The organism is Streptomyces rapamycinicus NRRL 5491 (assembly GCF_024298965.1).
GTDB lineage: Bacteria > Actinomycetota > Actinomycetes > Streptomycetales > Streptomycetaceae > Streptomyces > Streptomyces rapamycinicus.
Genome location: NZ_CP085193.1, coordinates 338,995 through 365,336, shown reverse-complemented (window position 1 = coordinate 365,336; position 26,342 = coordinate 338,995). Strand labels below are relative to the sequence as shown.

Here is a 26,342-nt window from a genome sequence, read left to right as displayed (position 1 = left end):
CAACGGTCTCCGCGGGCCCCGGACTGCGGTGGGCGACGATGGGCGCGACGCTGCTGTTCCACCTCGGCGCCGGAGAAAGGGGATTGGAGGCCTTCTGCGAGCGTTACGCCGACAGCTTCAACCGCTGGTTCGACGACCTGGGCCGACCACACCTGGACGAGGCCACGTCCCGGCGGCTCGTGGACGGGCTCCGCCCGATCAGCGAATCGCACCCGATCGACGCCCTGTCCCGCCGACGCGACGCCCTGCTCACCGAGCTGATCACTGCTGCCCGAGGGCACGCCGCGCCGGGCGCGCGATAGCCCGCATCTGGTGGTCGGCATGCCCTGAACGGCATGCCGATCACCGCCCCGCCTCACTTGAGCTGACGACCCTGCGCGGCGGCCATGCAGACTCGATACCGCGGCTGACCCGGAAGATACTGGGCTCGTTCCCGCTGACTGAAATCCCGGTGCAGTGCGTGGCAAATCCTGTCAATGACGCCGGTCGGGCTGGGCACGGTCAGCTTCCACAGCTGAATCGTCCCGTCTTCGCTGCCGGCGGCCAGGGTGCGTCGGTCGGGACTCATGGCCACGGAACTCACGGGAAGTTGACGCCCTCTCAGCGTGCTGCGGAGGGTGAGGGTGGATACGTCCCACAGGCGCAGCGTTCCGTCGTCGTGACCGACGGCGAGGGTGCGGCCGTCAAGGCTCAGCGCGATCGAAGTGGCGTTGTCGGTGAGCACTGCACGGCTCTTGCCGGTGGCGACGTCCCAAAGCCTGATTGATCCAGAGCTGTCGGCGGATGCGAGCGTGTGCCCATCGCCGCTGAAAGCGAGTGCCTCTACGACATCCGTTTGCCCGGTCAGGACCGCACGGCTCTTGCTCTTGCCGGTGGCCACGTCCCACAGGTGTACGTTCGCGCCGGTGTCGCCGGTGGCAAGGACGCGGCCGTCGGGATCGAGGGCCGCCGTCTCAAAGCGGACAGAGCGAGAGTGGCCGTGCACCGTCGTTCGGAGCAGGTGGCTGGTCGCGTCCCAGACTTGCACGGTGCGGCCGTCGTCGCTGGTCAAGGCGGCTATCACAGGACCGCCCGGGGGCAGGCTCACTGATCTGGTCGTGGTGCCGAAGACGAGGCTGCGGGTGCTGTGGCTCTGTTGGCGGACCGTGTCCCAAGTACTGACTCTTCCAGCGCCGTCGCCGGTTTCCAGTGCACGGCCGTCTGCGGTGAAGACCATGGACGTCGGGGTGTTGTCGGTCTTCCGAGTGACACGAGCCGCCCCCCGCAGAACGTCCCACAAGCGGACTGTGCGGTCGCGGCTGCCCGTGGCCAGCATGCTCCCGTCAGGACTGAACGACACAGAGGCCACGCCGCGCGTGTGTCCCGTGAAGACGACACGGCTTTCGCCGCTGGTCACGTCATACAGCCGTGCCGTGCTGTCGTCACTGCCTGTGGCCAGAAGGCGCCCGTCAGGGCTGAACTTCACGGCCCCTACCGGCCCCTTGTGATCGGTGAAGCGGGCGTGCGATCTGCCCGTCTCCGTGTCGGAAAGCCGTACCTGGCCGAACTCATCGCCAACTGCCAGCAAGTGGCCGTTCGGGCTGAAAGCCATCGATGTCGGGGCGGCAGGTCCGGTGAACTTGACAGTCCGGGTTGTGCCCTTGGACAGGTCACACACCTTGATTACGCCATCGGCGCCGCCGGCGGATAGCAAGCGGCCATCAGGGCTGAAGGCGATCGCGACTGTTCTTCCGGCGGAGATGGGCAACGTGGTCCGGATGGCGCCGGTGGCGACGTCCCTCAACCTGATTCCGCCGTCTGCGGAGCCGACGGCCACGGTACGGTCATCGGGGCTGAACGCCAGCGGTCCTGTCTCGGTGCGGTCCGTTGCGGTCCAGGCCTTCCGGCGCGTCAGGTTGCTCAAGCGCAGAGTTCCGTCGGTGTCGCTGCCGACCAGAAGCTGCCCCGCCTTGCTGTAGGTAATCGCTTTCACCGCGCCGGCGGCGCTGCGCAAGGAGGTACGGGCCGCCCCGGTACCCGCGTCCCAGCGCAGAATCCTGCCGTCTGAGCCAGCGGCGGCCACGGTCCGGCCATCGGGGCTGAAGGTAACCGCCTCCACATGACGAGCGTCTCCGGTCAGCAGGTGTCTCAGCGGCAGGGCTGCTGCGGCGTAGAGACTCGAGGTGGCCTCTGCCGTGGGGTTGACTTGGTACGCCTGGACGGCCAGGAGCGAGGCGAGATCAGGGTTGTAGCCCAGCAGGGCAGCTGACTGCGCGGCGAGCTGTCGGGAAAACGCGGCCTTCTGCGCGGCGACGGCCTGCTGTCGCCGGTGCTCACTGATTCGGGACTGGCTCCATGCGATCGCGCCCGCGATCATGGCGATGACGAGCAGGACGGACAGCGCGGCGATGAGCCGGCGTCGGCGGCGAGCCGTGCGGGCAACCGCGCGTTGTTCCCGCTCGCGAGCAGTGGTGCTGCTGGTGAGGAACTCCCGCTCCAAGCAAGTCAGCTCCTTGACGGTGTCGAGGTCGCCAAAGGCTTCCTCGGCGGCGGCGAGCCGCACCCCGCGGTACAGGGCTCCCGGGTCGCGGTCGAGGGCGTTCCACACGCTCGCGGCTTCGGTGAGCTGACGGTGAAGGCGGAGGCGCGCGCGGGCGTCGTCGATCCATTGACGAAGCCTGGGCCAGGCAGTGATCAGCGCCTCGTGGGCGAGATCGACGGTGCCATCGGCGAGGGTGAGGAGCCGGGCGGTAGCCAGACGGTCCAGGACCAGGGCGATGTCATCCTGGGAGGCGGCGTCGAGGTCGAGTTCGCCGCGGCCGACCGGGCGCCGGGTGTCCTGGGAGCCCTCACCGGGAGCGATCAGCCGCAGCAGGATCAGCCGGGCCAGCTCCGCGTGGCCGGCAGCGAGCCGGGTGTAAATCTCCTCCGCGCTCTGCGCGATCGCGCCATGCACGCCGCCCGCCGATTCGTACGCCTCCAGGGTCAGTGCCCTGCCGCGGCGCCGCCGCCAGGTCTCCCGCAAGGCGTGCGAGAGCAGGGGCAGACCACCTGGGGCGCCGTGCACTTCCTCCACCAGGCGAGCGGTCAGGTCGCGCTCGACGATCAGCCCGGCCGACTGTGCGGGCCTGACCACGGCTTCGCGTAACTCCGCCGGGCTCATGGGGCCCACCAGCAGATTGGCCTCCCGCAGGGCGTCGGCGAGCTCGCGGTGCTCGGCGCAGCGTCCGTAGAAGTCGGCGCGGATGGCGATGACGACGCGCAGCCTGCTGTCCAGGTGCTGGGCAGCGAGCAGCGCGTCGATGAAGGCGGTGCGCTCGTGCGAGTCGCGGCCGAGGGTGAAGACCTCCTCGAACTGGTCAACGACGAGGACGGTGTCGCCGTCTGCGTCCTTGGGCCGCAATGCCTCGGCGTGCGTACGCAGCGGGTGCACGCCCGGTGTGAGGATGCGGATCGCCGCCAAGGATGGGCCATCGGCGCGCAGCGCGGGGATCAGCCCGGCCCGCAGCAGCGAGGACTTGCCGCTGCCGGACAGGCCGACGACGGCTGCGAAGCGCCGCCGCAGGACCAGTTCCTGTACATCGGCCACCAGTTGGTCCCGTCCGAAGAACCGCTCGTGATCGCCTGGTTCGAAGCGAACCAGCCCCAGGTACGGCGACCCGGCGCCGCCGTCCTCACGATCTCGGACCGCCGACTCCTCTGCTGTCTCGCGCCAGCGCCGCTCCCACTCCTCCGCATCGCCGCCACAGGCTCGGACATAGGCCAGAGCGAGGTCCAGTGACGGCAGTTGCTCACCGGCGGCGGCCTGGGAGAGCGCGGTCACCGAGTAATGGGCCCGGCCCGCCATCTCGCGGTATGTGAGACCGCCCGCCTCCTGGCGCAGCTTGCGCAGCTCATACGCGAATCGCTGCACCGGTCCCGCGGTCGGGTCCACCGGCCTCTCACGACGCCCCACCGGACTGATTCCCCCTCATGCCCCTGGCACCGCCGCAACGCAGAAGTCACCTGCGCACCACCCACGCTAAAAGCTCGGCATACGTCCGACAAGTACCGAATCAGCCCCTTCCGGAGGGGGCGGAACCGGCATCGCCATGATTGTTCACTGTGGCGGAGGGGGCCTGCTGAACAACGACGTGGGCGGTGAACTCGATGACGCACAGCACGGACCGGGCTACAGCCGGCCCGGCCGCATCCGCCAACGAAGGAATCACGAAGCGGGGGATCGAGTATGCGTCCACGAGGCGCAGTGCTCACTTCGGTAGCGGCGGCGGCCTTCGCAATCCCGGCTGTAGCTCTGTCCGTGGCTTCCTGTGCTGACCGCACCACTGTGATGAGACAGGGGAACACCTTGCGAAAGCTCAAGATCGCATCACTGGCGGCATCCGCCTTGCTGCTCGGGAGCGGCATGACCGCCGCGACGGCGGGATCGGCCGAGGCCTCGGACACACCCATGAGCGCAGCACGGGCCTGCACGGCGTCAGCGCCGCGTTTCACCAGTTCACCGGGTACCAGCAGCAGCGACCCCGCCTTCTGGCCCGCCAGGGGAACCTACGCAACCACCACGAGCAGGTGTAAGGACATCAATCTGAAGCTGGACGGATCCCGCAGTGTGAGGACCTGCTTCAAGACAACGGGCTGCAACAGCTGGCGGACGCTGCGGGCCGGCAGCTGGGGGGTGGCCGCCACTGACGTGCTTGACGGCACCCAGTTCTACCTGCAGTTCGCAGGAACGAGCCGTGCCACAGGCCTGATCGACTACTGAAGAACCGAGGTGCGACCAAGGGCGGGGGCCACCTGATCACAGGCCGGGCCTTCAAGTCCCGTCCGCCGGGCAGCGCCCGCACGTCTTCGTGCCCGAAAGGCACGGAGACCCCGGGCGCTGCCCTCAGGATCGTGTCCCGCGAAGCCTCGCGGGACACGATCCGCGGCGCCGAGCGGCGCACCGGGTGCGTCTTGAGCGCGGAGTTGATCACCGGGTCTTGACCTCCGGCGTGGTGGGCGTCTGGAGGTCGGGGTGGAGGTGTCGCTAACCCCCTTCGGGATCCTGGGGCTGGCCCCCGTGCGGCCGGGGTGTTGACGCCATGGCGCCGCATGCTCCCCGGTCCGTACGTTTAAGCAGGTCAGAGCCTTGCTGGCCGATTCAGGACCGGAGCCCTCCATGCCTCAGACCACCGTGCCGTCTGTATCCAGCGCACCCGTCGGCGCCACCGCGCAGCAGGGGAGTGAGTTCACTCCGCTGCTGCGGAAGGTCAGGGGACAGGGGCTGCTGGAGCGTCGCAGGGGCTGGTACGTGCGGATGATCACCGTGAACCTCCTCGCCCTGGCCGCCGTGGTGACAGGGTTCGTCCTCGCCGGGGACACCTGGTGGACGCTGCTGCTCGCCGCGCCGCTCGCCATCCTGTCCGCCCGCACCGCGTACGTCGGCCACGACGCCGGGCACGCGCAGATCGCCGTCGGCCGCCGGGCGAACCGCGCCATCGGGCTCCTCCACGGCAATCTGCTCCTGGGCATGAGCTACGCATGGTGGAACGACAAGCACAACAGGCACCACGCCAATCCCAACCACATCGAGAAGGACCCCGACGTCGGCGCCGGCGCACTCGTGTGGACCGCGGAGCAGGCCGCTGTGCGCCGCGGATTCGCCCGGTGGGTCACCCGCCACCAGGCCTGGCTGTTCTTCCCGATGCTGCTGCTCGAAGGCATCGCCCTGAAGGTGAGCAGTGTCCAGGACCTGCGGCGGCAGCCGGTGCGCGAGCGGGTCGTCGAGGGCGCGCTGCTGGCGCTGCACATGGCCGGTTACGGCGCCCTGCTGCTCACCTGCCTGCCGGTGGGCAAGGCCGTCGCGTTCGCGCTGCTCCATCAGGCGCTCTTCGGGCTCCACCTGGGAATGGCCTTCGCGCCCAACCACAAGGGCATGGACATGCCCGACCCGGCGGGCGAGCGCTGGGGCCATCTGCGCCGCCAGGTCCTGACCTCGCGGAACGTCCGGGGCGGGCCGGTCACGGACTGGCTCCTCGGCGGGCTGAACTACCAGATCGAACACCACCTCTTCCCGAACATGCCCAGGCCCCACCTCAGGCTCGTCCAGCCTCTGGTCCGGGAGCACTGCCGCGGCCTCGGGCTCTTGTACGCCGAGACCGGGCTGCTCGACTCGTACCGGCAAGGGCTCCGGCACATGCACACGGTCGGCGGTGCCGCCCGGCCCGAATGAGAGCGCAGTCGGCCGCGGGGCCACGGGTTCCGGCCGTCACCGCGCTTGACGATCGAAACGACCAGCGCGAGCGTGGCCAGGCAGCACCCGACGAGATTCCCGGTCCAGCCGCCATCGGCCCAGATGAGGGCCGGCGGACTTGACGTTGGCGGCCGAGCACCGGCGCGGGCGTGGCACGCCGGGCAGAGTCAGCATCCGGGGCCGATCGGCGGAGACGATGTCAGGGCGAGGGCGGCGATCCGCAGCTGGGCCGCCCACGTCTGCCGGTCAAGCCCCAACGTGTACTCAATGCAGCACTCGCACTGCGGGATCAGCGCCACGAACGATTGCTCCGCCGCGGTCTCGACCTCCGTCTCCCACCAGTCGTCCGTCGCCAGGTCGGCGGAAGTGATTCCTCCGTCGACGAGTCTCGCAGCCAGCCGGCGCAGAGCGTGGCGCCGTGCCAGGCCCCGATCCGGCAACCTGATTCCCGACTCGGAGAGCGCCTGCTCGAACGCGTCGCGGATATCGCGGACATCCGCGTTGCGAGGCCAACCGGCGAGTTCACACAGCGTCGGGGTGTCCAGCCCGGCCGCGAGTGCCTCCGCCGCGACCACCGGTAGATCCTCCGGCCGTATCTCATCCGCCTGATAACGGCATGCCATCTCGCCCAGAGATGTGAGACCACTCCGCACAGGCGTTTCCGGTTCCGGCGTCGTTCCTTCTGCTCTCATGACTCCTCCGCTGTCAGCACCTCTGTTGTCGGACTGCCGGGCCTTAGGGACCTGTTCGTCGGGTTCCCTGCCGTGGGTCCGCTGAGCGGCGTCGGGGGCAGTGGGCCGTCGTGTGGTAGCCGTTCACGAGCGCGAGGCTGCGGGCGCGCAGGGCCGCTCTGGCCTGTCCGTCGTAGGCCTGGCCGGCCGGGCGATCCGGGCCGGTCTCGTATGCGATGCGCGCGTCAGCCTTCCGCGACCGCCGACTCGATCAGGGACAGCGTCTGGTTGTCCGCGTCCACGTGTGCGCGGACGCCGAGAGGCAGCGGCAGGTTCGGCGAGGTGTGACCGAAGTCGACCTGCGCGAGAACCGGGATGTCACGTCGAGCCAGGACATCGAGCACCACGTCGCGTAGGCCCGCGCGCTCTCCGCCACCCTCGTAGGGCGTGACCTCGGCCGGGATGCCGACCACCATGCCCGCGATCCGGTCCAGCACACCGGACAGCCGCAAGGTATGCAGGTCGTTCCAGATCCGCGAGGCCGGCCGCTGCACCTCCTCCCAGAACAACACGGCGCCCTCGAACCGTTCGGCGGCCGGCGCGAACGGTGTCGCCTGCAGTAGGACCAGGCGGTTCAGCAGACCGCCGAACAGTGGTCCCTGCGCGCGGCCCGGCCGCCAGGTTTCCCAAGCCCCCATCGCCGGCAGCACGCCCGGCGCCTCGGCCTTGGTGAGCACACGGGTGTAGAGGTCGACGAGCTCGGCGCGACGGGCCTCGTTGCCCAGCGTGTACCAATCGCTGCCGAAACCGTGGGTGGCGATGTCGGCGTGGAAGCCGACGAGGCCGGTCTTGGCGTACAACGCCATGTGCAGCAGCGAGATATCGCTGTAGCCGAGGATCGGTTTCGGGTCGGCCCGGATCGCGTCCAGATCGATCAGATCGAGATAGCCGATGGTCGCCTGTCCACCGGTATGCGCGATGATGGCCCGCACCTCCGGATCCCGGAGCAACACATTGAGTTCGTCGGCCTGCTCCGCCGGAGTGCCCGATGCCCACCAGCGATTCCGCGCCGGGTTGACCATCGGGCTGACCCGCACGCGGAAACCCATCCGCTCGAGTATCGCCACACCGCGGGCAAGCAGTGGTTCCTCACCCGGCTCGAGCCGGCCCGAGGGCGCGGCAACGACCACGAGGTCGCCGGAACGTAGCGCGCGGGGCCGAAGGATCGCAGGCATGGGGCCTCCTCCTTGTTGATCAATAATGGCGAGGAACAAGGCCCGTGCCGCCGGCATTCCGCCTCAGGGGCGGTCCGGGCCGGGAAGTAGGCTGCCTGAGCGGCCGGTGAGGGTGCAGTGGCGGTTCACACGTCGTTGGTGACGTACTCCAGCGCGTAGCCGGGGCCTCTTCCACGACGCGTCCGATGCCCGGCCAGACGCGTACCGCTGCCCGCCACCGCTCCGGGCGCCCATGCGGGCCGGGGCAGAGTTTCGGTCCGCTATGATCAAGGCATGTGCTGCTGTGCTCCCATGACGACACCCGCCGCTTAGCGGCGGTACCGCGGTTCCTGTAACCGCGGCCATTGCCTGCCCTCGCATGGGGCAGTGCCAGGACGTACCGCCGGATCAGTGTCCTGCCGGCAGTCACTCATATTCCTGTGACGCCGGGTCGTCCTGCCTGATCAGGGAAGTCATGTCTCAGTCGCAGCGTTTCGATTCACAGCATCCGCATGCAGCCGGAACCAGCGCTACGCAGCACCCACGTGCTGCCATCCTGCTCCTGATGGTCGGGCTTCCCGGGGCTGGGAAAACCACCCGCGCCAAAGAGCTCGCTGCAACCCACCGGGCGCTGCGGCTGACCCCGGATCACTGGATGATCCCACTGTTCGGCGATTCGATGGCCGACGGCAAGCGCTGGGTGCTCGAAGGGCGGCTCATTTCGGTCGCCCTACAGGCGCTGAGGCTAGGGACCAGCGTCGTGCTCGACTTCGGGCTCTGGAGCCGCGATGAACGGTCGGCCCTGCGCTGGCTGGCCCAGTCGGCCGGGGCATCATGCCAGGTGGTCTACCTGCCCGTGGACAAGGACGTCCAGCTCGCCCGCGTCGCGCGCCGCCAGGAAACAACACCGCATCAGACGTTTCCGATGAGCGAGGCCGACCTGGATGCCTGGCGCGAGCAGTTCCAGGTGCCTGACGCCGCCGAACTCGACGGCGCCGAGATTCCCTCCCCACCGGCGGGCTGGCCGAGCTGGCCGGACTGGGCGGTGGACAAATGGCCGTCGTGCACCGACAGCTAACCTGGCCGGCCCGCAGTACCGGCGCGACCGCCTGCTGCCCTTCGGCAACTCCATTCCGCACTGGCCGCACCGCCGGATGTTCCTCCTGGCCATACCTCCAGGGTCCGCCCATCCAGCGGAGCGGGCCAGAGCCACCACGAGCGAGTACACACCGCGCCTGCGGTCCCGGCTCGCCCGTGAACAGCAGCTCGCCCAGGACGCCATCGAACGCGGCTGGCCGCGCGAGGTCGAACGGCACAACGCCATCGCCGACCGGATCCGCGGCCTCCTCGCAGATCTCGGCGAGAGCACCGAGCCCGGCCCTGACGATCACTGCTGAGCGGTTCGTTGCGGCAGCCTGAACGAGAACCCGACGGATACTTGCCGGATGGATGGATCAAGGGCTTCTTGGGTCAACACCACGCACGATTGGGCCGGCATCGTGGAGGCGGACCATCTCGGTCGGATCCGCCAGGGATCCGCAGAGTTCGCGCCGGGCGGGCCCGAACACCTTGTTCTCGAGATCGTTGCTTACGCCGCTGACGAGGCAGCGAGCCGGGGCGGCGGACGGTGTGTGGTCACGCTGCATACCGACGGCTCGGTGTCAGTGAAGGATGACGGCCGGGGCACCGACACTCGGGTCGACGAGTATGGCCAAGTGGTGAAGAAGCCGGTCATGGCCACGAAGGATCTTCGGTTCTTCGACCTCCCGGAGACGGAGCGGCTTCCGGACGGACATCCGCGTCGCGGCATGTCCGTCGTCGCAGCGCTCAGCGAGTGGCTGATTCATACCAACCGCCGTCTCAACGGATCCTGGAGCCAGCGCTATGAGCACGGCGTCCCGGTGACCGATCTGCAGCCCGTCGAAGCCGACGGGACCACGGGAACCTGCGTCCGCTTCCTGCCGGACCAAGCCCTGCGTTCGCGGTGGTCGTTGACCGCAGGCGATCTGGTGCGGTGGTCCGAGCACTGGCCCGACCTGACTGCCCGCCTCGACGATCAGCGCGACGGCGAGGACCGGTCAGGTCCGTGACCACGGGGCGGCACGACCGAGCTGCACCGGGGAGAGCGGCCCGGTCGACTCCCGACCCGCGGTCCTGGTGCTCCGCCCCGGTGGCTTGGAGGTGGCAGGCGTCGGGGCCAGTCTCGGTCAGGATGCATTCAAAGTTGAGCCGGTCCCGCGCACGGAATTCGTCCAGATAAATGTTGATGTGGTGGCGAACGAACGGCGAGAGGCGGGCCACGTCCTCGTCACGGACGTCGAAGCCGTCCGCGCGCAGCTGCTTCACCGCGGTGTCCATGTAGCGCGTGTCGAAGAGCACGAGGGCGTTGAGCGCCAGGCCCAGCGCTCCGATCTGGTCCTCCATGCCGTCCTGGTAGCGCTGGTAGAGCTGTCCCGAGCGGCCGTGGAAGATCTTCCGGGCGAGCGAGTGGCGGCCCTCCTGGAGGTTGGCCTGGCTCTTGATCTGCCGACGGCAGTCGGGCTCGTCGGCCAGGCGCAGGATGTGCAGGGTCTTCGCGATCCGTCCGTAGTGTGCGTCCTCGACCCGCACGCATACGCAGCGAGGAATTCCGCCGCATCTGGTCGGACAACAAGGTCCACCGGCGCACGACCGGCACCAAGGACTACCGCCACCCGCTCGTCGGTGACCTCACCGTCACCTACCAGGCCCTCACCCCCGGGGACGACCCGGACCAGATCCTGTTCGTCTACGGCACCGAACCCGGCAGCCCGTCCGAGCCTCCCTGCGCCTGCTGGCCCAATGGGGCGGGTCGGCGGCCGGTACCAGTAGCGTCACAGCGCGAGCCCCAGGAGCGCACGACTGATACGAGCGCGCTCCGGCCGGTCGGAAGTACGAGACGGATTCGACGCGGACCGGTCTTCCCCCACGACAAGCCTCGCCGGCGAGTGGGCGGGACGCCGTTGCGGGAGCAGCGCACCCTCGGTCAGCTCCAGACCATGCAGATCCGGCGCTGGAAGTTGACGTATCCCATGCGCTGGAAGGCGTTCGCCATCGGGGTGTTGCCGAGATCCGTGGCTGCCCGGATGCGCGGGACATCCCGCGCGGTGAGGATCCGGGTGCCTTCGGCAAGGATCTCGTCGATGTAGCCGTTGCCCCGGTGTTCGGGGAGTACGGCGAGGTAGCCGATGACGGGGTTGTAGTCGTTGCGTGCCGGGGTGACGAACCCCACCGGCTCGCCGTCCGGCAGTGTCGCGATCCGCCACCAGTCCTGCGGGCTCCGGAAGTGCGCGAGTTCCTCCTCATAGTGTCTGGCCGCCGCTTCGCGGGGGGACATCCGGGTCAGGTCGGCCCTGCTGTGCGCGTCCAGCGTTCCGTCCAGGACCCGAGCCATCAGGCCGAGGATTTCCTCGGTGCCGCGGACCGGCCGGAACGCCAGGCGCCCCCTCGGTTCGGGGAGCGGCGTCCCGGGACGCCACTCCAGAAGCAGCCGTTCGGCCAACAGGCGGGCGCCGGTCCGTTCCAGAGCGAGCATGCGGTCCTCGACGACGCGCCCGGTCACTCGGCCCTCATGCCAATCGGATGGGACGGCTCGGTTGTACTCGGGAGGTCGGCCGTCGGCTGGGACCACCGCGGCCGTGGCAGCCCGCAGCAGCCGTACGCCGATGTCCACGCGATCGCGATCCGCGCTGCTGTCGTCGATGTCGAAGATATCCAAGAGGAACGGTGTGTCGTCTCCGGCCCGGCCCCACCATGCGACCCTGGCCAGCAGGCGCTCGCCGCGGAGGGCGACCCACATCCATTCCGGACGCCGGCGGCCGGCGGCGAGGTCGTCCGCCAATTCCTCGTTGAGGGTGTAAGGCAGTTGGGAGAAGAGGGCGAGTTCTTCGCGTCCGGTGATCGGACGCATGGTCAGGTGGTCCTGTTTCACGGTCAAGGCACGCTCCGGTGAAGGCGCCCGTCCGCTCCGAGGTCAGATGTGGTCCGCACCCCGGGAGGACACAAGCGCGGTGATCATGGGGATCATGGGCTTATCCCTCCTCTTGCTGTCGTGGCCCCTCACCCTCGTGGTGCGGGTTCCGCCGCAACATCTATCGAAGCGTGGCCCCCGCCCGCAAGCCCTTTCCGATCGCCCTGCGTACGGCGGCGCCCAGTGAACCCCGGTGTGTCAGCTGCACGTTCCGATCACTGTGGTTCGCGCCCGGCTCCCGGCATGCGGCGCCTCGCCTTGCGAGCGGTCTTTCTCGTCCAGCGGGCCGATCGCGGCTCCACCGTCCCGGAATCCGCGCGTCAGCGCCCCGTATGCTCCTGCCCATGAGCACTGCACATCCTGCCCGCAGGCGCGACGGCGCCGCGACACGCGAGGCGATTCTCGCCGCCGCGGTCGTGGAGTTCACCGAGCACGGATACGCCGGGGCCGGGGTGCGTCAGATCGCCGAGCGGGCGGGTGTGACGGCGATGATGATCAACCGCTACTTCGGCTCGAAGGAGGGCCTGTTCGCGCAGGCCGTCGATCGTGCCTTCGCACCGCCGACCGTCGTCGGCGACGAACGCACCGGTCTGGCGGGCGCCATCGCCCACACGCTCGCCGAGCGCACCGCGTCCGGCGCCGAGCGGCTCGACCCGTTTCTCCTGCTGCTGCGCTCGGCACCGGATCCGGAGGCGGCGGACATCGTCCGGCAGGGCGTGGAGACCCATGTGGGCGCCCGTCTCGCGGGGCTGCTCGACGGATCGGACGCCGACGTCCGCGCGCAGCTCGCCCTCGCGCTGGTCGCCGGAACGTGGCTGCTGCGCAGCGTCGTCGGTACCCGCCCGCTCGTCACGGCCGACGACGGCCGTCTCGCCGCCCTCCTCGCCGACATGCTCGAACCGGTCATCCGTCAGGCGGGCGGCACGTCTGTGCCCGGAACCGGTGTCGACGGCACGGACGGCACAGACGGTACGGACGGCCCCCACAGCACAGACGGCACCGACGGGTAGCGGTAGCCGTCCGCCACCGGCACGCGGGATGGCGGGGCATGTGCGCTCAGAAGGCGGAGCGGATGAGTCCGCCGTCGACGCGGATGGTGGCTCCGCTGACGTACTGGGCGTAGTCGCTGCAGAGGTAGGCGACGGCTGCGGCGATCTCCTCGGGTTCGCCGAATCGTTCCTGGTCGTTGGGGATGAGGGCCCGAACGGCGTTGGGCTGGATCTCGTCCCAGGTCCGGCCCCAGCCGCGGGCGGGCCCGATGCTGCTGACGAGGTCCTTGGTGGCTTCGACGAGGATCGCTCCGGGGGAGACGATGTTGGAGGTGACGCCGGTGCCCTTGAGATCGCGGGCGAGGGAGACGGCGAGGTTGTGCCGGGCGGCCAGGGTGGCGTTGTACTGGGGGTGGGTGTCCATCGGCTGGGAGGCGAGTCCGCCGCCGATGGTGACGACACGGCCCCAGCCGCGTTCGCGCATGGCGGGGACCAGGTGCTGGATCATGCGGACGCCTGAGACCACGTTGACGTTGTAGGTGTCGCGCCACTCCTCGGGGGTGGCCTCGGCCCAGGACAGGTGCCGGTAGAAGCCGGCGTTGTTGACCAGGATGTCGATGGGGCCGTCCGCGGTGGCGGCGCGGGCGACGTCGGCGGCGGCGCGGTCGTCGGCAAGGTCACCGACGACCGCGCCGGCCGTCCCGCCACCCTCGCGGATCTCCCGCGCGACCTTCTCCGTGCGGTTCCCGTCCCGGCCGTGGACCACGACCGCGGCACCCTCGGCCGCCAGCAGTTTCGCAGTGGCCTCGCCGAGCCCCGCACTCGAACCTGTGACGAGCGCGCGCCTGCCGGTCAGGTTGAGGTTCATCTCGTACTTCCCTCTCATGGGCCCGCTTCGCATGTCCGCACTGTGCGGTGATGCGAAGTAACTCTCACGTAAGTATACAGCTGTAGACTTCTTGTGGAGCGGAGAGAGCCCGGGCACTGCCGGGCGACCGGCGTCGAGCCCGGGCCCCGGAACATCGGCCCAGTGGAATGGTCTAGCGCGCCACGCGGTAGCGGAGGTAGACGACTCCCGAGCTGAAGGTGCGGGTCTCGACGAGTTCGAGATCCACCCGGCGCTCGTGCCGGGGAAAGAACGGAATGCCGCCGCCGACCAGCACCGGGTAGACCCTGACCCGGTACTCGTCGATCAGACCCGACGCGGCCGCCTCGGCGGCGAGAGCCGCACCGCCGATCGCGATGTCGCCCTCCCTCGGCTCGGCTCGCAACCGCTCGATCTCCTCCGCCAGGCCACCGGAGGCCAGGCGGGCATGGCCCTGCACCGCGGACAGCGTGGTGGAGAACACCACCTTTGGGAGCGGCTTCCAGATCGCGGCCCACTCGAGCATCGAGTCGCCGAGCGATGGATCCTGGTCGGCGGTCTCCCAGTACAGCATCGTCTCGTACAGCCGTCGTCCCAACAGGTGGACGCCGACCTCTTGAATCTCGTCGATGGAGAGGCGAAAGACCTCCTCGTCGGGCGCCGTCCAGTTGAAGCCGCCGTCCGGCCCGACGATGTAGCCGTCAAGTGAGACGCCCATCGAATAGGTCACGCTGCGCATCAGGAGTCCTCCTCGGTAACGGGTTCGACAGTACGACCGCCGGGCGCCGCAGGACTCATCGCGGCTCGCGGGATCCCCTGGACCGGGTCACCTCACGAGTTCGTTTGCGGGAGAAAGGTGACGACGATCCCCGCGCCCCACCGCCGTCCCCGCGGACACGGCCGTGGGGCGGCCGAGCGCCCCGGAACGGGCCCCGGCTCCAAACGCGTTCAGCAGAGCGGGCCGGGTCTGGTCGTCATGGCCGAGCGACCCGGCGAGGGTGGCCATGGGCCGGAACCGTGTGGATGAACTTTTTCGGATTCTCGGGTGACGTAATCCGTCACGCTCGACGTCATCCGCTCGTGCGTACCGGAACTGCGGGCGTTACCCCTTCGTAACCCCGGACGGTGCTGGATCACCCGGCTGTGACCTGGAGTGATGCAGGATTCCGTCATTGACGAGCGGAAAAGCGCTGATTAGCGTCCGCCCCATGACCCACCAGGCCCCCGTGGACACCATCGACGACCTGGACCGCCGTGTCATCGCGGCGCTCCAGCTCAACGGTCGCGCCCCGTGGAGCGCGGTGGCTCGTTGGGTGGGTACGAGCGAGACGACCGCCCAGCGGCGCTACAAGGCCCTGCGTGAGCGGGGAGTGCTGCGGGTCGTCGGCAGTCTGGAGCTGGACCGCACGCGGGAGGGCTCGTCCATGCTGGTCCGGGTGCAGGCCAGGCCCGGCCGCGGGCTGGACCTCGCGGACCAGCTCGCGGTCAGCCCGGACGTGCGCTTCCTGGCCGTCGTCACCGGTGCCGCCGATCTCATCGTCGATTTCGTTGCCCGCGACAACGAGGAGATGATGCGGATGCTCTTCACCGATCTGCCCGGGGCCGACCTGATCACCAGCACCGAGGCGGTCGCCGTCATCCGGGCCTTCACCTCCGCGTCGATGTGGGACACCGGGCTGCTGCCCGCCGAGGCGGCCGCGGACCTGCGGCCCGCCTCCCTCGCGTCGTCATGCGACCGCGGCGACTGGGACGAGGCGCCAAAAGCGCTGACCGGTCTGGAGCAGGAGGTCGCCGCGGCCCTCAAGGAGGACGGCCGCGCCCAGGTCAGCACCCTGGCCCGGAGCCTGGGCCACACCGAGTCCGGTGTCGCACGGGCCATGGACCGGCTCATCTGCCGCGGCATCCTGCAGTTCCGGACCCTCGTCGAACCGACCCTGCTCGGGTACGACGCGGAGTTCATGGTGTGGCTGTCGATCGAGCCCGACCGGCTCGACGCCGCGGGGCGGCAGCTCGCGCGGCATCCGGGAACGAAGTTCCTGGGCGCGGCGACCGGGCGCTTCAACCTCGTCGGACACATGGTTCTGCCCCGCCGCACCGATCTGCTGCGCTACACCAGCGACATCATCGGGGCACTGCCCGGGCTGATCGCCTCCGACGTGACGTTGCATCTGGCCACCCTGAAGTACTCCTGGCACCGGATGGTCCGCGCCGTCTGAGCCCCGGCCGGCTGCCGGGCACACCGCCCGGTGGTGGCTCCGCCGTACCCTCATCCGCCCTCTTCCCGTCCCCCCGATCCTTGTGGAGACCACCATGCCCACAGACGACTTCGGCCTGCCCTCGGAGAGCTGGCGCTGGCCCGAGCACACCTGGCGCGGCCATATCGGCGCGGTCCGTGCCGGACGGCGGCTGGTCCCCGACCGCTGGCCCGGCGGTGCCCGGGTCGCGGTCGCCCTCTCCTTCGACTCCGACCACGAGACGATCCCGCTGCGCGACGGCGAGACCAGCCCCGGCCGACTCGCCCAGGGCGAGTACGGCGCCCGCGCCGGCGCTCCACGGATCCTGGACCTCCTGGCCCGCCACGGCGTCCCGGCGACCTTCTTCATGCCGGCCGTCTCCGCGCTCGTCCACCCCGAGGAGGCCCGTGCCTACACCCGTGACGGGCACGAACTGGCCGTCCACGGATGGATCCACGAGCGCAACACGCTGCTGGGCCGCGAGGACGAGAAGGAACTCACGGCGCGCGCCCTCGACACCCTCACCGAGCTGACCGGCCGCCGCCCGGTCGGCATCCGCACCCCGTCCTGGGACTTCTCGGACTCGACCCTCGACATCATGCTCGAGCTGGGCTTCGCCTACGACTCCTCGCTCATGGCCGACGACGAGCCCTACGAGATCGTCGCCGAGGGCCGGCCCACCGGCCTGGTGGAGATCCCCGTCGACTGGATCCGGGACGACGCCCCGTACTTCACGATGGACCGCTACGGGTCCGTCCGCCCGCACAGCCGCCCGCGCGACGTACGGGAGATCTGGACCGACGAGTTCGACGCCGCGTACCGGGACGGCGGCGTCTTCCAGCTCACCCTGCACCCGCACGTCATCGGTCACCGCTCGCGCCTGGTGGCGCTGCGGGAACTTCTCGACCACATCGCCGCTCACCCCGGCGTCTGGTACGCGACGCACGCCCAGCTCGCCGACACGGCCCGCGGCGTGCTGCACGGCCGGACCGCGGCCGGTTCCGCCGCCGACACCCCGGAGCACACACCATGAACACCGGATCCGCCACGCCCACCGGCCCCCTGCGCGAGGACGGCGCCGCCCCCGCCACGCTCCGGCTGAGCCGCGCCCAGCGCAAGGCCATCGTCGCCGGCACCATAGGCAACACCGTCGAATGGGTCGACTGGGCGCTGTACTCCATCTTCGCCAAGATCATCGCAGCTGAGTTCTTCTCCAAGAGCGACGGCGCGGTGGCCCTGCTGTCCACGCTCGCCGTCTTCGCCGTCGGGTTCGTGATGCGTCCGGTCGGTGCCGCCGTGCTCGGCGCCTACGCCGACCGCCACGGCCGCAAGAAGGGCATGACCCTCACGGTCGGCCTGATGGCGGGCGCCGGTTTCGTCATCGCGGTCACCCCGTCCTACGAGAGCATCGGCATCGTCTCGCCGCTGATACTGCTGCTCTCCCGGCTCGTGCAGGGCTTCTCGGCCGGCGGCGAATTCGGTTCCTCCTCCGCGTTCCTGGTGGAGTCGGCGGCTCGCGGCAGGCGCGCGTTCGCCGGGTCCTGGCAGCAGGTGTCGGTCGCCGGCGGCGTGCTCGTCGCCTCCCTGCTGGGCACACTCGCCACCTCGGCACTGAGCGACGCCGCCCTGCACTCCTGGGGCTGGCGCGTCGCGTTCATCCTCGGCGGGCTGCTCGGACTGGTCGGACTGTGGCTGCGGATCTCCGTGGCGGACACCGACTCCTTCGCCCAGGTCCAGGGCGAAGGCCGCACCCGCACCAATCCCGTCAAGGCGATGTTCGTGGAGCACCCCGCGGCCGCCCTGCGCGTCGCCGGTATCACCGTGGCGGGCACCCTCACCTACTACATCTGGGTCAACTACCTTCCCACGTACGCGAATCTGACCACCGGCATCCCGCTGAGGACCGCGCTGCTGTCACAGACCCTCTGCCTGGTCGTCTTCGTCGTCGCGTTGCCCCTCATGGGCGTGGTCTCGGACCGCGTGGGACGCAAGCCGACCATGGCGGCGTTCGCCGGCGGCTTCACCGTCCTGGCCTGGCCCCTGCTGCACCTGCTCGGCAACAGCTTCCTCAGCCTGTTCCTGGTCCAGCTCATCGGCATGCTGCTGATCCTCGGCTACTCCGCCAACTGCGCCGTCATCATGGCCGAGCAGTTCCCGCCGGAGGTACGCGCCACCGGCATCGCCCTGCCGTACGCCCTGGCGGTCGCGATCTTCGGCGGCACGGCGCCCTACCTGACGACCTGGCTGCACGAGAGCGGCCATAGCGACCTGCTGTGGGTCTACGTATCGGCAGCCTCACTGATCTCCCTCGTGGTCTACCTCACGATGCCGGAGACCAAGGACAAGGAGTTCAGCTGATGGCCCACATCCTCGTCACCGGCGCCGCGGGCGGCATCGGCGGGGCGATCGCCGAGGAGTTCGCCGCCCAGGGCGCGTTCCTCACCCTCGTGGACCGCGACCCCGCCGCGCTCCGGCGGACCAGGGCACATCTGGGAACCCCTGTCGCGACACGGGCCGCGGACCTGACCGACCCCGACGCGCCCACCGCGGTCGTCGAGGCCGCCTGGGCGGAGCACGGCCCGGTGGACATCCTCGTCAACGCGGCGGGCGTCTACCCCTCCCTCGACATGACCGACGTGGACGCGCCGGCCTGGGACCGGCTGTTCGCCGTCAACCTGCGCGCCCCGGTCCTGGCGACCGCCGCTTTCGCCCGGCTCGCCACCGGGCACGGACGGCCCGGTTCGGTCATCAACATCACCTCGGGTGCCGCGCAGCGCGCCCGCCCCGGTGGGGGCCCCTACGCCAGCTCGAAAGCCGCCCTGGAGATGGCCACCCGCGCCGCCGCCCTGGAACTCGGCGCGCACGGCATCCGCGTCAACGCGGTCAGCCCCGGCTTCGTCCTGGTGGCCAGCGACTGCAACCCCGTCTCCGCGGAGTACGCCGCGGCGATCGGTACCAACCCACTGGGCCGCCCGGGAACGCCGCAGGACATCGCGCGGGCCGTGCGCTGGCTCGCCGGCCCCGACGCCTCCTGGATCACCGGCGAGATCCTGCGGGTGGACGGCGGGTCCAGCACGGGCGCCCTTCACCTGCCCCGGATCTGGCAGCCCGACGACACCCGCGCCACCTCGTCCGGCCCCGTGCCGGCGGCCGCGTCCGCGGAAGGACACATCCGATGAACGACACCCACCCGAAGCCCGGATACACCGTCGTCGGCGCGGGGGCGATCGGCGGCACCCTCGCCTTCGCCCTCGCCCGCGCCGGCCACCCGGTCACCGTCGTCGACGCCGACCACACCCACGTGGACGCCATCCGCCGCCACGGACTCGTCGTCGCCCGCGGCGGCACCCGCGAGAGCGTGCCGGTCACCGCCACGACCCCGGACGAGTTCGCCGGCCCCCTCGGACGTGTACTGCTCGCCGTGAAGGCACAGGCCACCGGTACCGCGCTCGACTGGATCGCGCCCCGCCTGGCCCCGGACGGCTACGTCGTGTCCCTGCAGAACGGCTTCAACGAGTCTTTGATCGCCCAGCGGGTGGGCGCCGCCCGCACCGTCGCGGCCTTCGTGAACATCTTCGCCGACGTCATCGAACCGGGCGTCATCCAGGACGGCGGCGCCGGAGCACTCGTCATCGGCGAGCCCGACGGCGCGCCGGTCAGTGTGAGGGTCCGGGACCTGGTGGCCGACCTGAGCAACTGGGGCCCGGCCGTGGCCAGTGACAACGTCGAGGGATACCTGTGGGCCAAGTCCGGGTTCGGCGCCATGCTCGCCGCCACCGCCCTCGCGGACGCCCCCATGGCCGACCTCATCGACCGGCACCGCCCCGCCATGGCCGCCCTGACGGGGGAGGTCTTCGCCGTATCCGACCGTCTCGGCGTCACCCTGGAGGCGTTCGACGCCTTCGAACCGGACGCCTTCCGGCCAGGAGCGGACCCCGCTGCCCGGAACGCCGCCTTCGACCGCCTCACCGCATGGCTGCGCACCCAGACCAAGGACCGCAGCGGTATCTGGCGCGACCTCGCCGTACGCCACCGGCCCGTGGAAGCGCCCACCCACTACACCGACGTCTTCCACCACGCGGCACGCGAAGGCCTGCCCACGGCCCTGTTGCGCACGGTCGTGAACGGCCTTCGCCAACTGGAGGGCGCCGCGCACGACATGTCGGAGTCACGGCTGGACGAACTGGACCGCCTGGCCCAGGCCCCCGCACCCCCGCTTCCCCTCGACTCCGCACAGGCCGAAGCGGTCCGGCAATGGCTCGACGCCCACCGCGAGGACATGGTCGCCGACCTCGCCGACTACACCTCCCAGGGCAGTGCCAGCGACGACCTGGACGCACTGGACACCTGCCTCGGCCGGCTGCGCGGCTGGCTCGACCGGCGCCTCGGCGAACCGGACGCCGAGGAGACCCTCGCGCGCGAGGAGACCGGGGACATCCTCGTCCGCCGCTACTCCGCCCGGGACACCACCGCCCAGGACAACCGCCCGGTACTTCTCCTCGGGCACTACGACACCGTATGGCCGACCGGCACCCTCGACACCTGGCCCTTCCAGCGAGAGGGCGACCGCATCAGCGGACCCGGCGTCTTCGACATGAAGGCCGGGCTCGTCCAGGCGGTCTGGGCACTGCGCGCCCTCGACGCCCTCGATCTGCCCCGCCCGGCCTGCACCGTGATGCTGAACGGCGACGAGGAGACCGGCAGCCTCGCCTCCCGCGACGCCATCGTGGCGGAGGCCCGCGACAGCAGGCTCGCCATGGTCTTCGAGGCCGCCGCCGACGGCGCCATCAAGACCGCCCGCAAGGGCGTCGGACTCTTCACCGTCACGGTCACCGGCAGCGAGGCCCACGCCGGACTCGACCCGACCGCCGGAGCCAGCGCCGTGGACGAACTCGCCCACCAGATCCTGCGCCTGGCGGACCTGCGCTCCCCGGACGCGGGCACATCGCTGAACGTGGGCGTGGTGGCGGGAGGCACCCGCAGCAACGTCACGGCGGGGCACGCCATCGGCCGTATCGACGTCCGCGTCGCCACCGCCGCCGAACAGCGACGCGTCGGAGAGGCCCTCGCCGCCCTGCGTCCCGTCGACCCGCGGACCCGAGTGGAGGTCACCGGGGGCTGGAACCGCCCCGTGTTCGAACGGACGGAAGGCGTCGCCGCGCTCGCCGACCTGGCCCGCCGGTGCGCCGCACTGCTCGGACACGACCTGCCCGAGGCGTCGGTCGGCGGAGCCAGCGACGGCAACTTCGTCGTGGCCCAGGGCACCCCGGTCCTGGACGGTATCGGCGCGGTGGGCTCGGGCGCACACGCCCGCTCGGAGAACACCTCGGTGTCGGGCATGGTCACGCGCGCCGCACTGGCCGCCACGGTACTGGCGGCGCTGGCACTGGAATGAACCGGCCGGCGGTGAAGACGACCGAGCGCGGAGATCCGTCAGCGACCTTCCAGGGTCAGGGATCAGTCGAAGAGGGGGAGGTCGATGGATTCGGCGAGGGCCGCGTAGCCTGCGTCGTTGCCGTGGAGGTAGTCGCCCATGTGCAGGTCGCCGCGGATGCGGGCGGGGTCGGCGGGGTCGCGCCAGACGGCGTCGAAGTCGAGTACGCCGTCGAAGGCGCCACTTGTGCGGATCCATGAGTTGACCTGCTCGCGCGCCTTGTCGCCCTCGGGCGAGTACATGTCCGTGCCGCCGTAGGGGGCGATGGTCGCGGCGTGAGCCTTCGCGCCGTGCGCGCGGGCTCGGGCCGCCAGCTGGAGGTGGGCCGCGATGATGTCGTCCACGGTGACGGGGGCGCCGGGGAACATCGCGAGGAATCCGGCGGTCTCCTCGGTGTGCGGGGCGAAGGAGAAGACGAGGTCGTTGCCCACGGCGATCACCACATGGCCGAGGCCCGGCGTGGTGAGGACATCGCGGTCGAAGCGGGCGAGGGCGGCGGTGCCGATGCCGTCGGCGAGCATGCGGTTGCCGCCGATGCCCTGGTTGACCACGCAGCGCGGCTGTCCGCCGCGGGCGGCGAGGCGCTCGGCGAGCAGGTCGGTCCAGCGCCGGTCCGTGCCGGGGGTGGAGCCGATTCCATCGACACGGGAGTCACCGATGACGGCGATGGCCTCGGCCGGTGTGTCGGGCCGCACTTCCACGGCCGTGATCAGGGCTTGCGCAGGCAAGGGGACCGCGTCCGTGGGCAGAGACGCGAGGGCGGTCGCGTCGCCGGGGATTATCCAGCCGAGCGCGTGGAACGTCCCGTGGCAGGTGCAGGTGTCGACGCGCTCCGGCACGTAGAGGCTGATCGTCAGCCGGGACAGCGCGGGGGTGGGCAGATCGATGGGGTCGCTGAGGATCGGCGCGCCCGCCGGGACGGTGGTGGTCAGCCTGCCGCTGAAGGTCACCGGCCGGTCGCTTCCGCTCTGGATCGCGCCGTCGGAGTCCGCGATGGCGACCCGGGCGGCGCCGATGGTCAGTGGTGCGGTTCCGTACTCGTTGCTGATGCGGACGCGGATGCGGCGTCCGCCGCCGCTGACGCGGACGACCTGGCGCAGCGTCGCGTTCTCGAAGGGTTCGACGGAGGTGACGGAGTTGTCCGGTGCCTGCGGCGAGGCGCCCCAGGTGCGAACCCATGCGAACGCGTCCGCGTCCGACCGCTCGGAGTTGGAGGGGGAGTTGACGGTGGCGGTCATGGTCGTTGTCCTTCGGCTGCCGGTATCGCGGTTGGTGTGCAGGTCAGAACGTCTGTCGTCACGCGAATGAGCCAATAATCGCTTCACTCGCACACTTACTATATCGACACTACTTTTACCGTCAATGTAGATAGTGATCGAGGGTAGGATGAGAGCATGGTGGATGGAGCGGCCGTTGGGCGACGCGAGCGCAAGAAGGCGGCAACGCGGGCGGTGATCCTGGATGCGGCGACGGCGCTGTTCCTCGAACGCGGCTTCGACGCGGTGACGGTGCGCGAGATCGCGGATCAGGCCGATGTGTCACCCAAGACGGTCTTCACCCACTTCCCCCACAAGGAGGCGCTGGTCTTCAGTGATGAGGACGAGCGGCATGAACACCTCATCGCCGCGGTGAGCGGCCGCTCGCCGGGGACCACGATCTCCGACGCCCTGAAGGCGCACTACCTCGCCGAGATCGCCGCGCTCAAGTCCGAGCCCCAGAGCCGGATCCTCGCCCTCATGGAGGACACCCCGGCCCTGATCGACTACGCGGAGAAGATGTGGTTGCGCCACGAGGACGCTTTGGTCGCGGCGATCACCGAGGAGTTCGGGCTCACCGGGCCGAGTGACGAGATCCGCTTCTACGTCCGGTTCGCCCTGCAGATCCAGCTCATCGCCATCCATGAGGCCGATCCCGAGTCGTCCGTCGATGCGGGATTCCGACTCCTCGACCAGGGCTGGACGCGCTACGGCGAGACCGGGGCATAGAGGTTCCCCGGCCCCGCCCCCGTCACCATTCAGACGGGTTCCGTTTGGTCCGCGGTATCCGGCGTGCCCACGTGTACGGGGACCTGGCGGTGGATGTCCGCGTGCAGGTTCCGCATTGCCATGCGGAAGATCTCGGCCTGGTGGTCACCGAGGAGAGAGGCGTGCCCGAACACCTCCAGGACGACGAGGCCATGCAGGTGTCCCCACGCGCTCAGCAGAAGAGCGGTCGCGGGAGGCGGCAGATACCCCAGACCGTAATGTGGCAGCTGTTCCAGGTGTGCCCGGAGTGAGGACGAGAGCACGGGAGTGTCGGCCGCGGCAAGTTGCTCCGCGCTGAACCCGTCGAACAACTCACGCTCGAAGATCGAGCTCATCCGGCGCGTCGCCTGGGTGGTCGGGCCCTCGGCGGGTGCCGCGTAGTCCCGCAGCGGCGTTCCGTGGAGGAGCTGGAAGCGCTCGGGATGGGCGATGGCCCACTGACGGTAGCCCTCGGCCGCGACCACCAGGCGCGGCAGGGTCGGGTCGTCCGCCGCGGTGTCGACGGCGGCCCGCACGGCGTCGGCCAGGTCGTCGTATGCCCTGTCGGCTCACTAACGTCGTTCGCGGCGACGAAGAGTGCGACACCGCACCTGCTTCTGACGGGGTGACGAGACTCCGCGGAGCACCGCGCCGGCTCCCGTTCGGTCAACTCCGGCCGTTTCGCGTCGTTTTCACCGTATGGACACCAAAGGAGATCGTGCGTGTTTGAACGCATAGCCGAATGCCGGCCCTGTTCGTCGTCCTGGGGCACCGGGTCAACAGCGGGCGGCTGCCGTGGGCGAAGGCGAACCGCGGACGCTCCGGCACCCCGGGCACCCATGTGGGGACGGCTGGCCGGCACCGTCATGCGGCGGCCCGCGCTCACCGCGCTGCCCGTACTCGCGATCCTGCTGCTCGCGGCAAGCCCGCTCCTCGGCATCACCTTCGGCACACCGGACGAACGCGTCGTACTGCCCGAGGACGCCGAGAACCAGGCCCAGAGCCTGGTCCAGGAGGTGCGGGCGGTAGCCCCGCCCGCCGGATCACACCCGCTGGTGGGCGGAGTCGACGCCGTACTGGTCGACTCCGAGGACTCCGTCGGCAGCCGGCTGCCGATCGCCGTGGCCCTGGTCGCCGTCACCACCTTCCTCCTGCTCTTCCTGTTCACCGGCAGCGTCGTGCAGCCGCTGCGTGCGCTGCTCCTCAACCTGATCAGCCTGGGGGCGACCCTCGGCGTCATGACCTGGATCTTCCAGGAGGGCCTCCTCTCCTCCCTGCTCGGCTTCACAGCCCAGCCGATGGATGTGTCCATGACCGTGCTGATGTTCTGCATCGGCTTCGGCCTCTCGATGGACTACGAGGTGTTCGTCACCAGCCGGATCAAAGAACTCCACGACCTCGGCGAGGACAACGAGTCCGCGGTGACCAACGGCCTCGGGCACACCGGACGCATCGTCACCGCGGCGGCCTGCCTGCTCGCGGTGAGCTTCTTCGCGTTCGGTACGGCCGAGCTCAGCTTTATGCAGCTGTTCGGCCTGGGCAGCGGACTGGCCATTCTCATCGACGCCGTCGCCGTACGCGGCATCCTCGTTCCCGCCGCGATGTGCCTGCTCGGCCGCTCGGCCTGGTACGCGCCCGGCTTCCTGCGAAAGCTCCACGGACGGTTCGGCCTCAGCGAAGGCGGCCCCGCGCCCGAGCCGGCGGCCGCGCCGGAGCTCGTGACCGTGCCGCCGTACGGGAAGAACTCGACGCACGTCTGACCACGCGCGACCACACCCCACGGAGTGCCCGCCTCCCCTGTACCGGAGGCGGGCACGGCCGGGCGACGGCTACTCCGAAGACGCTGCTTCCCGCGGTTGGCTGCCATAGTGAACCCATGACCGACGCGCACGAGCGGATGATGCGGGCCAACCAGTCGAACTGGGATGCCCGGACCCCCGTCCACCTCGCCAGCCGGTTCTACGGGATCGACGGGGAGCCCGACCCGTCCCGCTGGTTCGCCCCGTGGGAGTGGGACGACCTCGGTGAGCTGGCCAGCCGCGACGTGCTGCATCTGCAGTGCCACCTCGGCACGGAGACCATCGCCTTCGCGCAGCGCGGGGCGCGGACGGTCGGCCTCGACTTCTCCGCGGCATCCGTGGCAGCGGCGACCGGCATCGCGGCGCGTGCCGGTCTCGACGTGAGGTACGTACAGGCCAATGTGTACGACGCCGTGGAGGCCCTCGGCGGGCGGCGGTTCGACGTCGTCTACACCGGTAAGGGTGCCCTGTGCTACCTCCCCGACCTGGACCGCTGGGCCGGTGTCGTCGCCGAACTGCTACGTCCCGGCGGCCGCCTGTACGTCGTGGAGTTCCACCCGCTCCTCAACTCGCTGGGCCCCAAACCCGCCCCCGGAGACGGCCCCGAACTCCTGCTGAGGCACGACTACTTGGCCGGCGGCGGCCCTGTACACCGCGACGCGACCCACACCTACACCGACGGCCCGGCCGTCGAGGGCGCCATCGACAGCTACGAGTGGATGCACGGGCTGGGCGAGGTCGTCGATGCCCTGATCGGAGCCGGTCTGGACGTCCGACGGCTGCGCGAGAGCCCTGAACTGCCCTGGCCGCGCTGGCCTCATATGGTTCGTGGCTCATCCGGCTGGTGGCGGCTGCCGGAGCCGCGTATCCCGCTGCTGTACGGACTGTTGGCATCCCGCTGAGCGAACGGCCCCGGTGGCGACGCCCGGGCGCC

The 26,342-nt window shown here is 70.0% G+C and carries 21 protein-coding genes and 4 pseudogenes; 16 read left to right on the top strand and 9 right to left on the bottom strand.

Annotated features, from left to right (window positions below):
- Positions 1 to 38 precede the first annotated feature (38 nt).
- The gene (locus LIV37_RS01610) at positions 39 to 302 is read left to right on the top strand and encodes a hypothetical protein (RefSeq protein ID WP_020865364.1); all 264 of its coding nucleotides are present in this window, start codon (positions 39 to 41) and stop codon (positions 300 to 302) included.
- Positions 303 to 355: 53 nt separating this feature from the next.
- Here the strand turns inward: LIV37_RS01610 and LIV37_RS01605 are convergent, their stop codons facing one another.
- A complete protein-coding gene (locus LIV37_RS01605; RefSeq protein ID WP_020865363.1) occupies positions 356 to 3,913 on the bottom strand; it encodes an nSTAND1 domain-containing NTPase in 3,558 nt (1,185 codons plus the stop codon).
- Between the two features lie 414 nt (positions 3,914 to 4,327).
- On the opposite strand from LIV37_RS01605, the gene LIV37_RS01600 reads away from it, so the two are divergent.
- A complete protein-coding gene (locus tag LIV37_RS01600; protein ID WP_020865362.1) occupies positions 4,328 to 4,741 on the top strand; it encodes a hypothetical protein in 414 nt (137 codons plus the stop codon).
- A 396-nt stretch (positions 4,742 to 5,137) separates the two neighbouring features.
- Entirely contained in the window at positions 5,138 to 6,190 is a 1,053-nt protein-coding gene (locus tag LIV37_RS01595; RefSeq protein ID WP_020865361.1) for a fatty acid desaturase family protein, read from the top strand.
- Between the two features lie 188 nt (positions 6,191 to 6,378).
- Here LIV37_RS01595 and LIV37_RS01590 read toward each other — a convergent pair whose 3' ends face one another.
- Positions 6,379 to 6,786, bottom strand: a complete 408-nt coding sequence (locus tag LIV37_RS01590) for a hypothetical protein (protein WP_020865360.1) — start codon at positions 6,784 to 6,786, stop codon at positions 6,379 to 6,381.
- A 341-nt stretch (positions 6,787 to 7,127) separates the two neighbouring features.
- On the bottom strand, positions 7,128 to 8,117 hold the full coding sequence (locus LIV37_RS01585) for a S66 peptidase family protein (protein WP_020865359.1): 990 nt from the start codon (positions 8,115 to 8,117) through the stop codon (positions 7,128 to 7,130).
- A gap of 454 nt (positions 8,118 to 8,571) precedes the next feature.
- Here LIV37_RS01585 and LIV37_RS01580 point away from each other — a divergent pair, with 454 nt between their 5' ends.
- The 3 genes from LIV37_RS01580 to LIV37_RS01570 all read left to right on the top strand — a co-directional run bounded on the left by LIV37_RS01580 (position 8,572) and on the right by LIV37_RS01570 (position 10,186).
- A complete protein-coding gene (locus LIV37_RS01580) occupies positions 8,572 to 9,174 on the top strand; it encodes a P-loop nucleotide/nucleoside kinase family protein (protein ID WP_121825942.1) in 603 nt (200 codons plus the stop codon).
- A 76-nt stretch (positions 9,175 to 9,250) separates the two neighbouring features.
- Positions 9,251 to 9,493: a hypothetical protein gene (locus LIV37_RS01575; protein ID WP_020865357.1), complete on the top strand. Its 243-nt coding sequence runs from the start codon at positions 9,251 to 9,253 to the stop codon at positions 9,491 to 9,493.
- 48 nt (positions 9,494 to 9,541) lie between these two features.
- The gene (locus tag LIV37_RS01570; RefSeq protein WP_121825943.1) at positions 9,542 to 10,186 is read left to right on the top strand and encodes an ATP-binding protein; all 645 of its coding nucleotides are present in this window, start codon (positions 9,542 to 9,544) and stop codon (positions 10,184 to 10,186) included.
- A gap of 169 nt (positions 10,187 to 10,355) precedes the next feature.
- Here the strand turns inward: LIV37_RS01570 and LIV37_RS01565 are convergent.
- A pseudogene (locus tag LIV37_RS01565) lies at positions 10,356 to 10,691 on the bottom strand (Tn3 family transposase); the annotation flags it as partial.
- On the opposite strand from LIV37_RS01565, the pseudogene LIV37_RS52440 reads away from it, so the two are divergent.
- Positions 10,688 to 10,834 (top strand): annotated as a pseudogene (locus tag LIV37_RS52440) (MmyB family transcriptional regulator); the annotation flags it as partial. The pseudogenes LIV37_RS01565 and LIV37_RS52440 overlap by 4 nt on opposite strands.
- A gap of 266 nt (positions 10,835 to 11,100) precedes the next feature.
- On the opposite strand, the gene LIV37_RS01560 reads toward LIV37_RS52440, so the two are convergent.
- Positions 11,101 to 12,024 (bottom strand): GNAT family N-acetyltransferase, encoded by a 924-nt coding sequence (locus LIV37_RS01560; RefSeq protein ID WP_121826298.1) that lies wholly within the window; start codon positions 12,022 to 12,024, stop codon positions 11,101 to 11,103.
- A gap of 404 nt (positions 12,025 to 12,428) precedes the next feature.
- Here LIV37_RS01560 and LIV37_RS01555 point away from each other — a divergent pair, with 404 nt between their 5' ends.
- On the top strand, positions 12,429 to 13,094 hold the full coding sequence (locus LIV37_RS01555; RefSeq protein ID WP_243146426.1) for a TetR/AcrR family transcriptional regulator: 666 nt from the start codon (positions 12,429 to 12,431) through the stop codon (positions 13,092 to 13,094).
- A gap of 46 nt (positions 13,095 to 13,140) precedes the next feature.
- Here LIV37_RS01555 and LIV37_RS01550 read toward each other — a convergent pair whose 3' ends face one another.
- Positions 13,141 to 13,941, bottom strand: coding sequence for an SDR family NAD(P)-dependent oxidoreductase (locus tag LIV37_RS01550; protein ID WP_020865352.1), 801 nt, complete (start codon positions 13,939 to 13,941; stop codon positions 13,141 to 13,143).
- 172 nt (positions 13,942 to 14,113) lie between these two features.
- The gene (locus tag LIV37_RS01545) at positions 14,114 to 14,677 is read right to left on the bottom strand and encodes a dihydrofolate reductase family protein (RefSeq protein WP_020865351.1); all 564 of its coding nucleotides are present in this window, start codon (positions 14,675 to 14,677) and stop codon (positions 14,114 to 14,116) included.
- Positions 14,678 to 15,146: 469 nt separating this feature from the next.
- On the opposite strand from LIV37_RS01545, the gene LIV37_RS01540 reads away from it, so the two are divergent.
- The 5 genes from LIV37_RS01540 to LIV37_RS01520 all read left to right on the top strand — a co-directional run bounded on the left by LIV37_RS01540 (position 15,147) and on the right by LIV37_RS01520 (position 21,567).
- The gene (locus tag LIV37_RS01540; protein WP_020865350.1) at positions 15,147 to 16,154 is read left to right on the top strand and encodes an Lrp/AsnC family transcriptional regulator; all 1,008 of its coding nucleotides are present in this window, start codon (positions 15,147 to 15,149) and stop codon (positions 16,152 to 16,154) included.
- A gap of 94 nt (positions 16,155 to 16,248) precedes the next feature.
- Positions 16,249 to 17,205, top strand: coding sequence for a polysaccharide deacetylase family protein (locus LIV37_RS01535; RefSeq protein WP_020865349.1), 957 nt, complete (start codon positions 16,249 to 16,251; stop codon positions 17,203 to 17,205).
- Positions 17,202 to 18,530, top strand: coding sequence for an MFS transporter (locus LIV37_RS01530; RefSeq protein ID WP_020865348.1), 1,329 nt, complete (start codon positions 17,202 to 17,204; stop codon positions 18,528 to 18,530). Before LIV37_RS01535 ends, LIV37_RS01530 begins: the two co-directional genes overlap by 4 nt.
- Positions 18,530 to 19,351, top strand: coding sequence for an SDR family NAD(P)-dependent oxidoreductase (locus tag LIV37_RS01525; protein WP_020865347.1), 822 nt, complete (start codon positions 18,530 to 18,532; stop codon positions 19,349 to 19,351). The genes LIV37_RS01530 and LIV37_RS01525 overlap by 1 nt, the downstream gene beginning before the upstream one ends.
- Positions 19,348 to 21,567 carry a M20/M25/M40 family metallo-hydrolase gene (locus tag LIV37_RS01520; RefSeq protein WP_020865346.1) on the top strand — a complete coding sequence of 740 codons (2,220 nt, stop codon included), beginning with the start codon at positions 19,348 to 19,350 and terminating at the stop codon, positions 21,565 to 21,567. The genes LIV37_RS01525 and LIV37_RS01520 overlap by 4 nt, the downstream gene beginning before the upstream one ends.
- A gap of 62 nt (positions 21,568 to 21,629) precedes the next feature.
- Here the strand turns inward: LIV37_RS01520 and LIV37_RS01515 are convergent, their stop codons facing one another.
- A complete protein-coding gene (locus tag LIV37_RS01515) occupies positions 21,630 to 22,844 on the bottom strand; it encodes an SGNH/GDSL hydrolase family protein (protein ID WP_020865345.1) in 1,215 nt (404 codons plus the stop codon).
- A 156-nt stretch (positions 22,845 to 23,000) separates the two neighbouring features.
- On the opposite strand from LIV37_RS01515, the gene LIV37_RS01510 reads away from it, so the two are divergent.
- Positions 23,001 to 23,591, top strand: coding sequence for a TetR/AcrR family transcriptional regulator (locus LIV37_RS01510; protein WP_020865344.1), 591 nt, complete (start codon positions 23,001 to 23,003; stop codon positions 23,589 to 23,591).
- A gap of 29 nt (positions 23,592 to 23,620) precedes the next feature.
- Here LIV37_RS01510 and LIV37_RS01505 read toward each other — a convergent pair.
- Positions 23,621 to 24,172 (bottom strand): annotated as a pseudogene (locus LIV37_RS01505) (TetR-like C-terminal domain-containing protein); the annotation flags it as partial.
- A 179-nt stretch (positions 24,173 to 24,351) separates the two neighbouring features.
- Here LIV37_RS01505 and LIV37_RS01500 point away from each other — a divergent pair.
- Positions 24,352 to 25,369, top strand: a pseudogene (locus LIV37_RS01500) (MMPL family transporter); the annotation flags it as partial.
- Between the two features lie 116 nt (positions 25,370 to 25,485).
- Complete coding sequence (locus tag LIV37_RS01495; protein WP_020865341.1) at positions 25,486 to 26,310, top strand: class I SAM-dependent methyltransferase; 825 nt, start codon at positions 25,486 to 25,488, stop codon at positions 26,308 to 26,310.
- Positions 26,311 to 26,342: the final 32 nt, after the last annotated feature.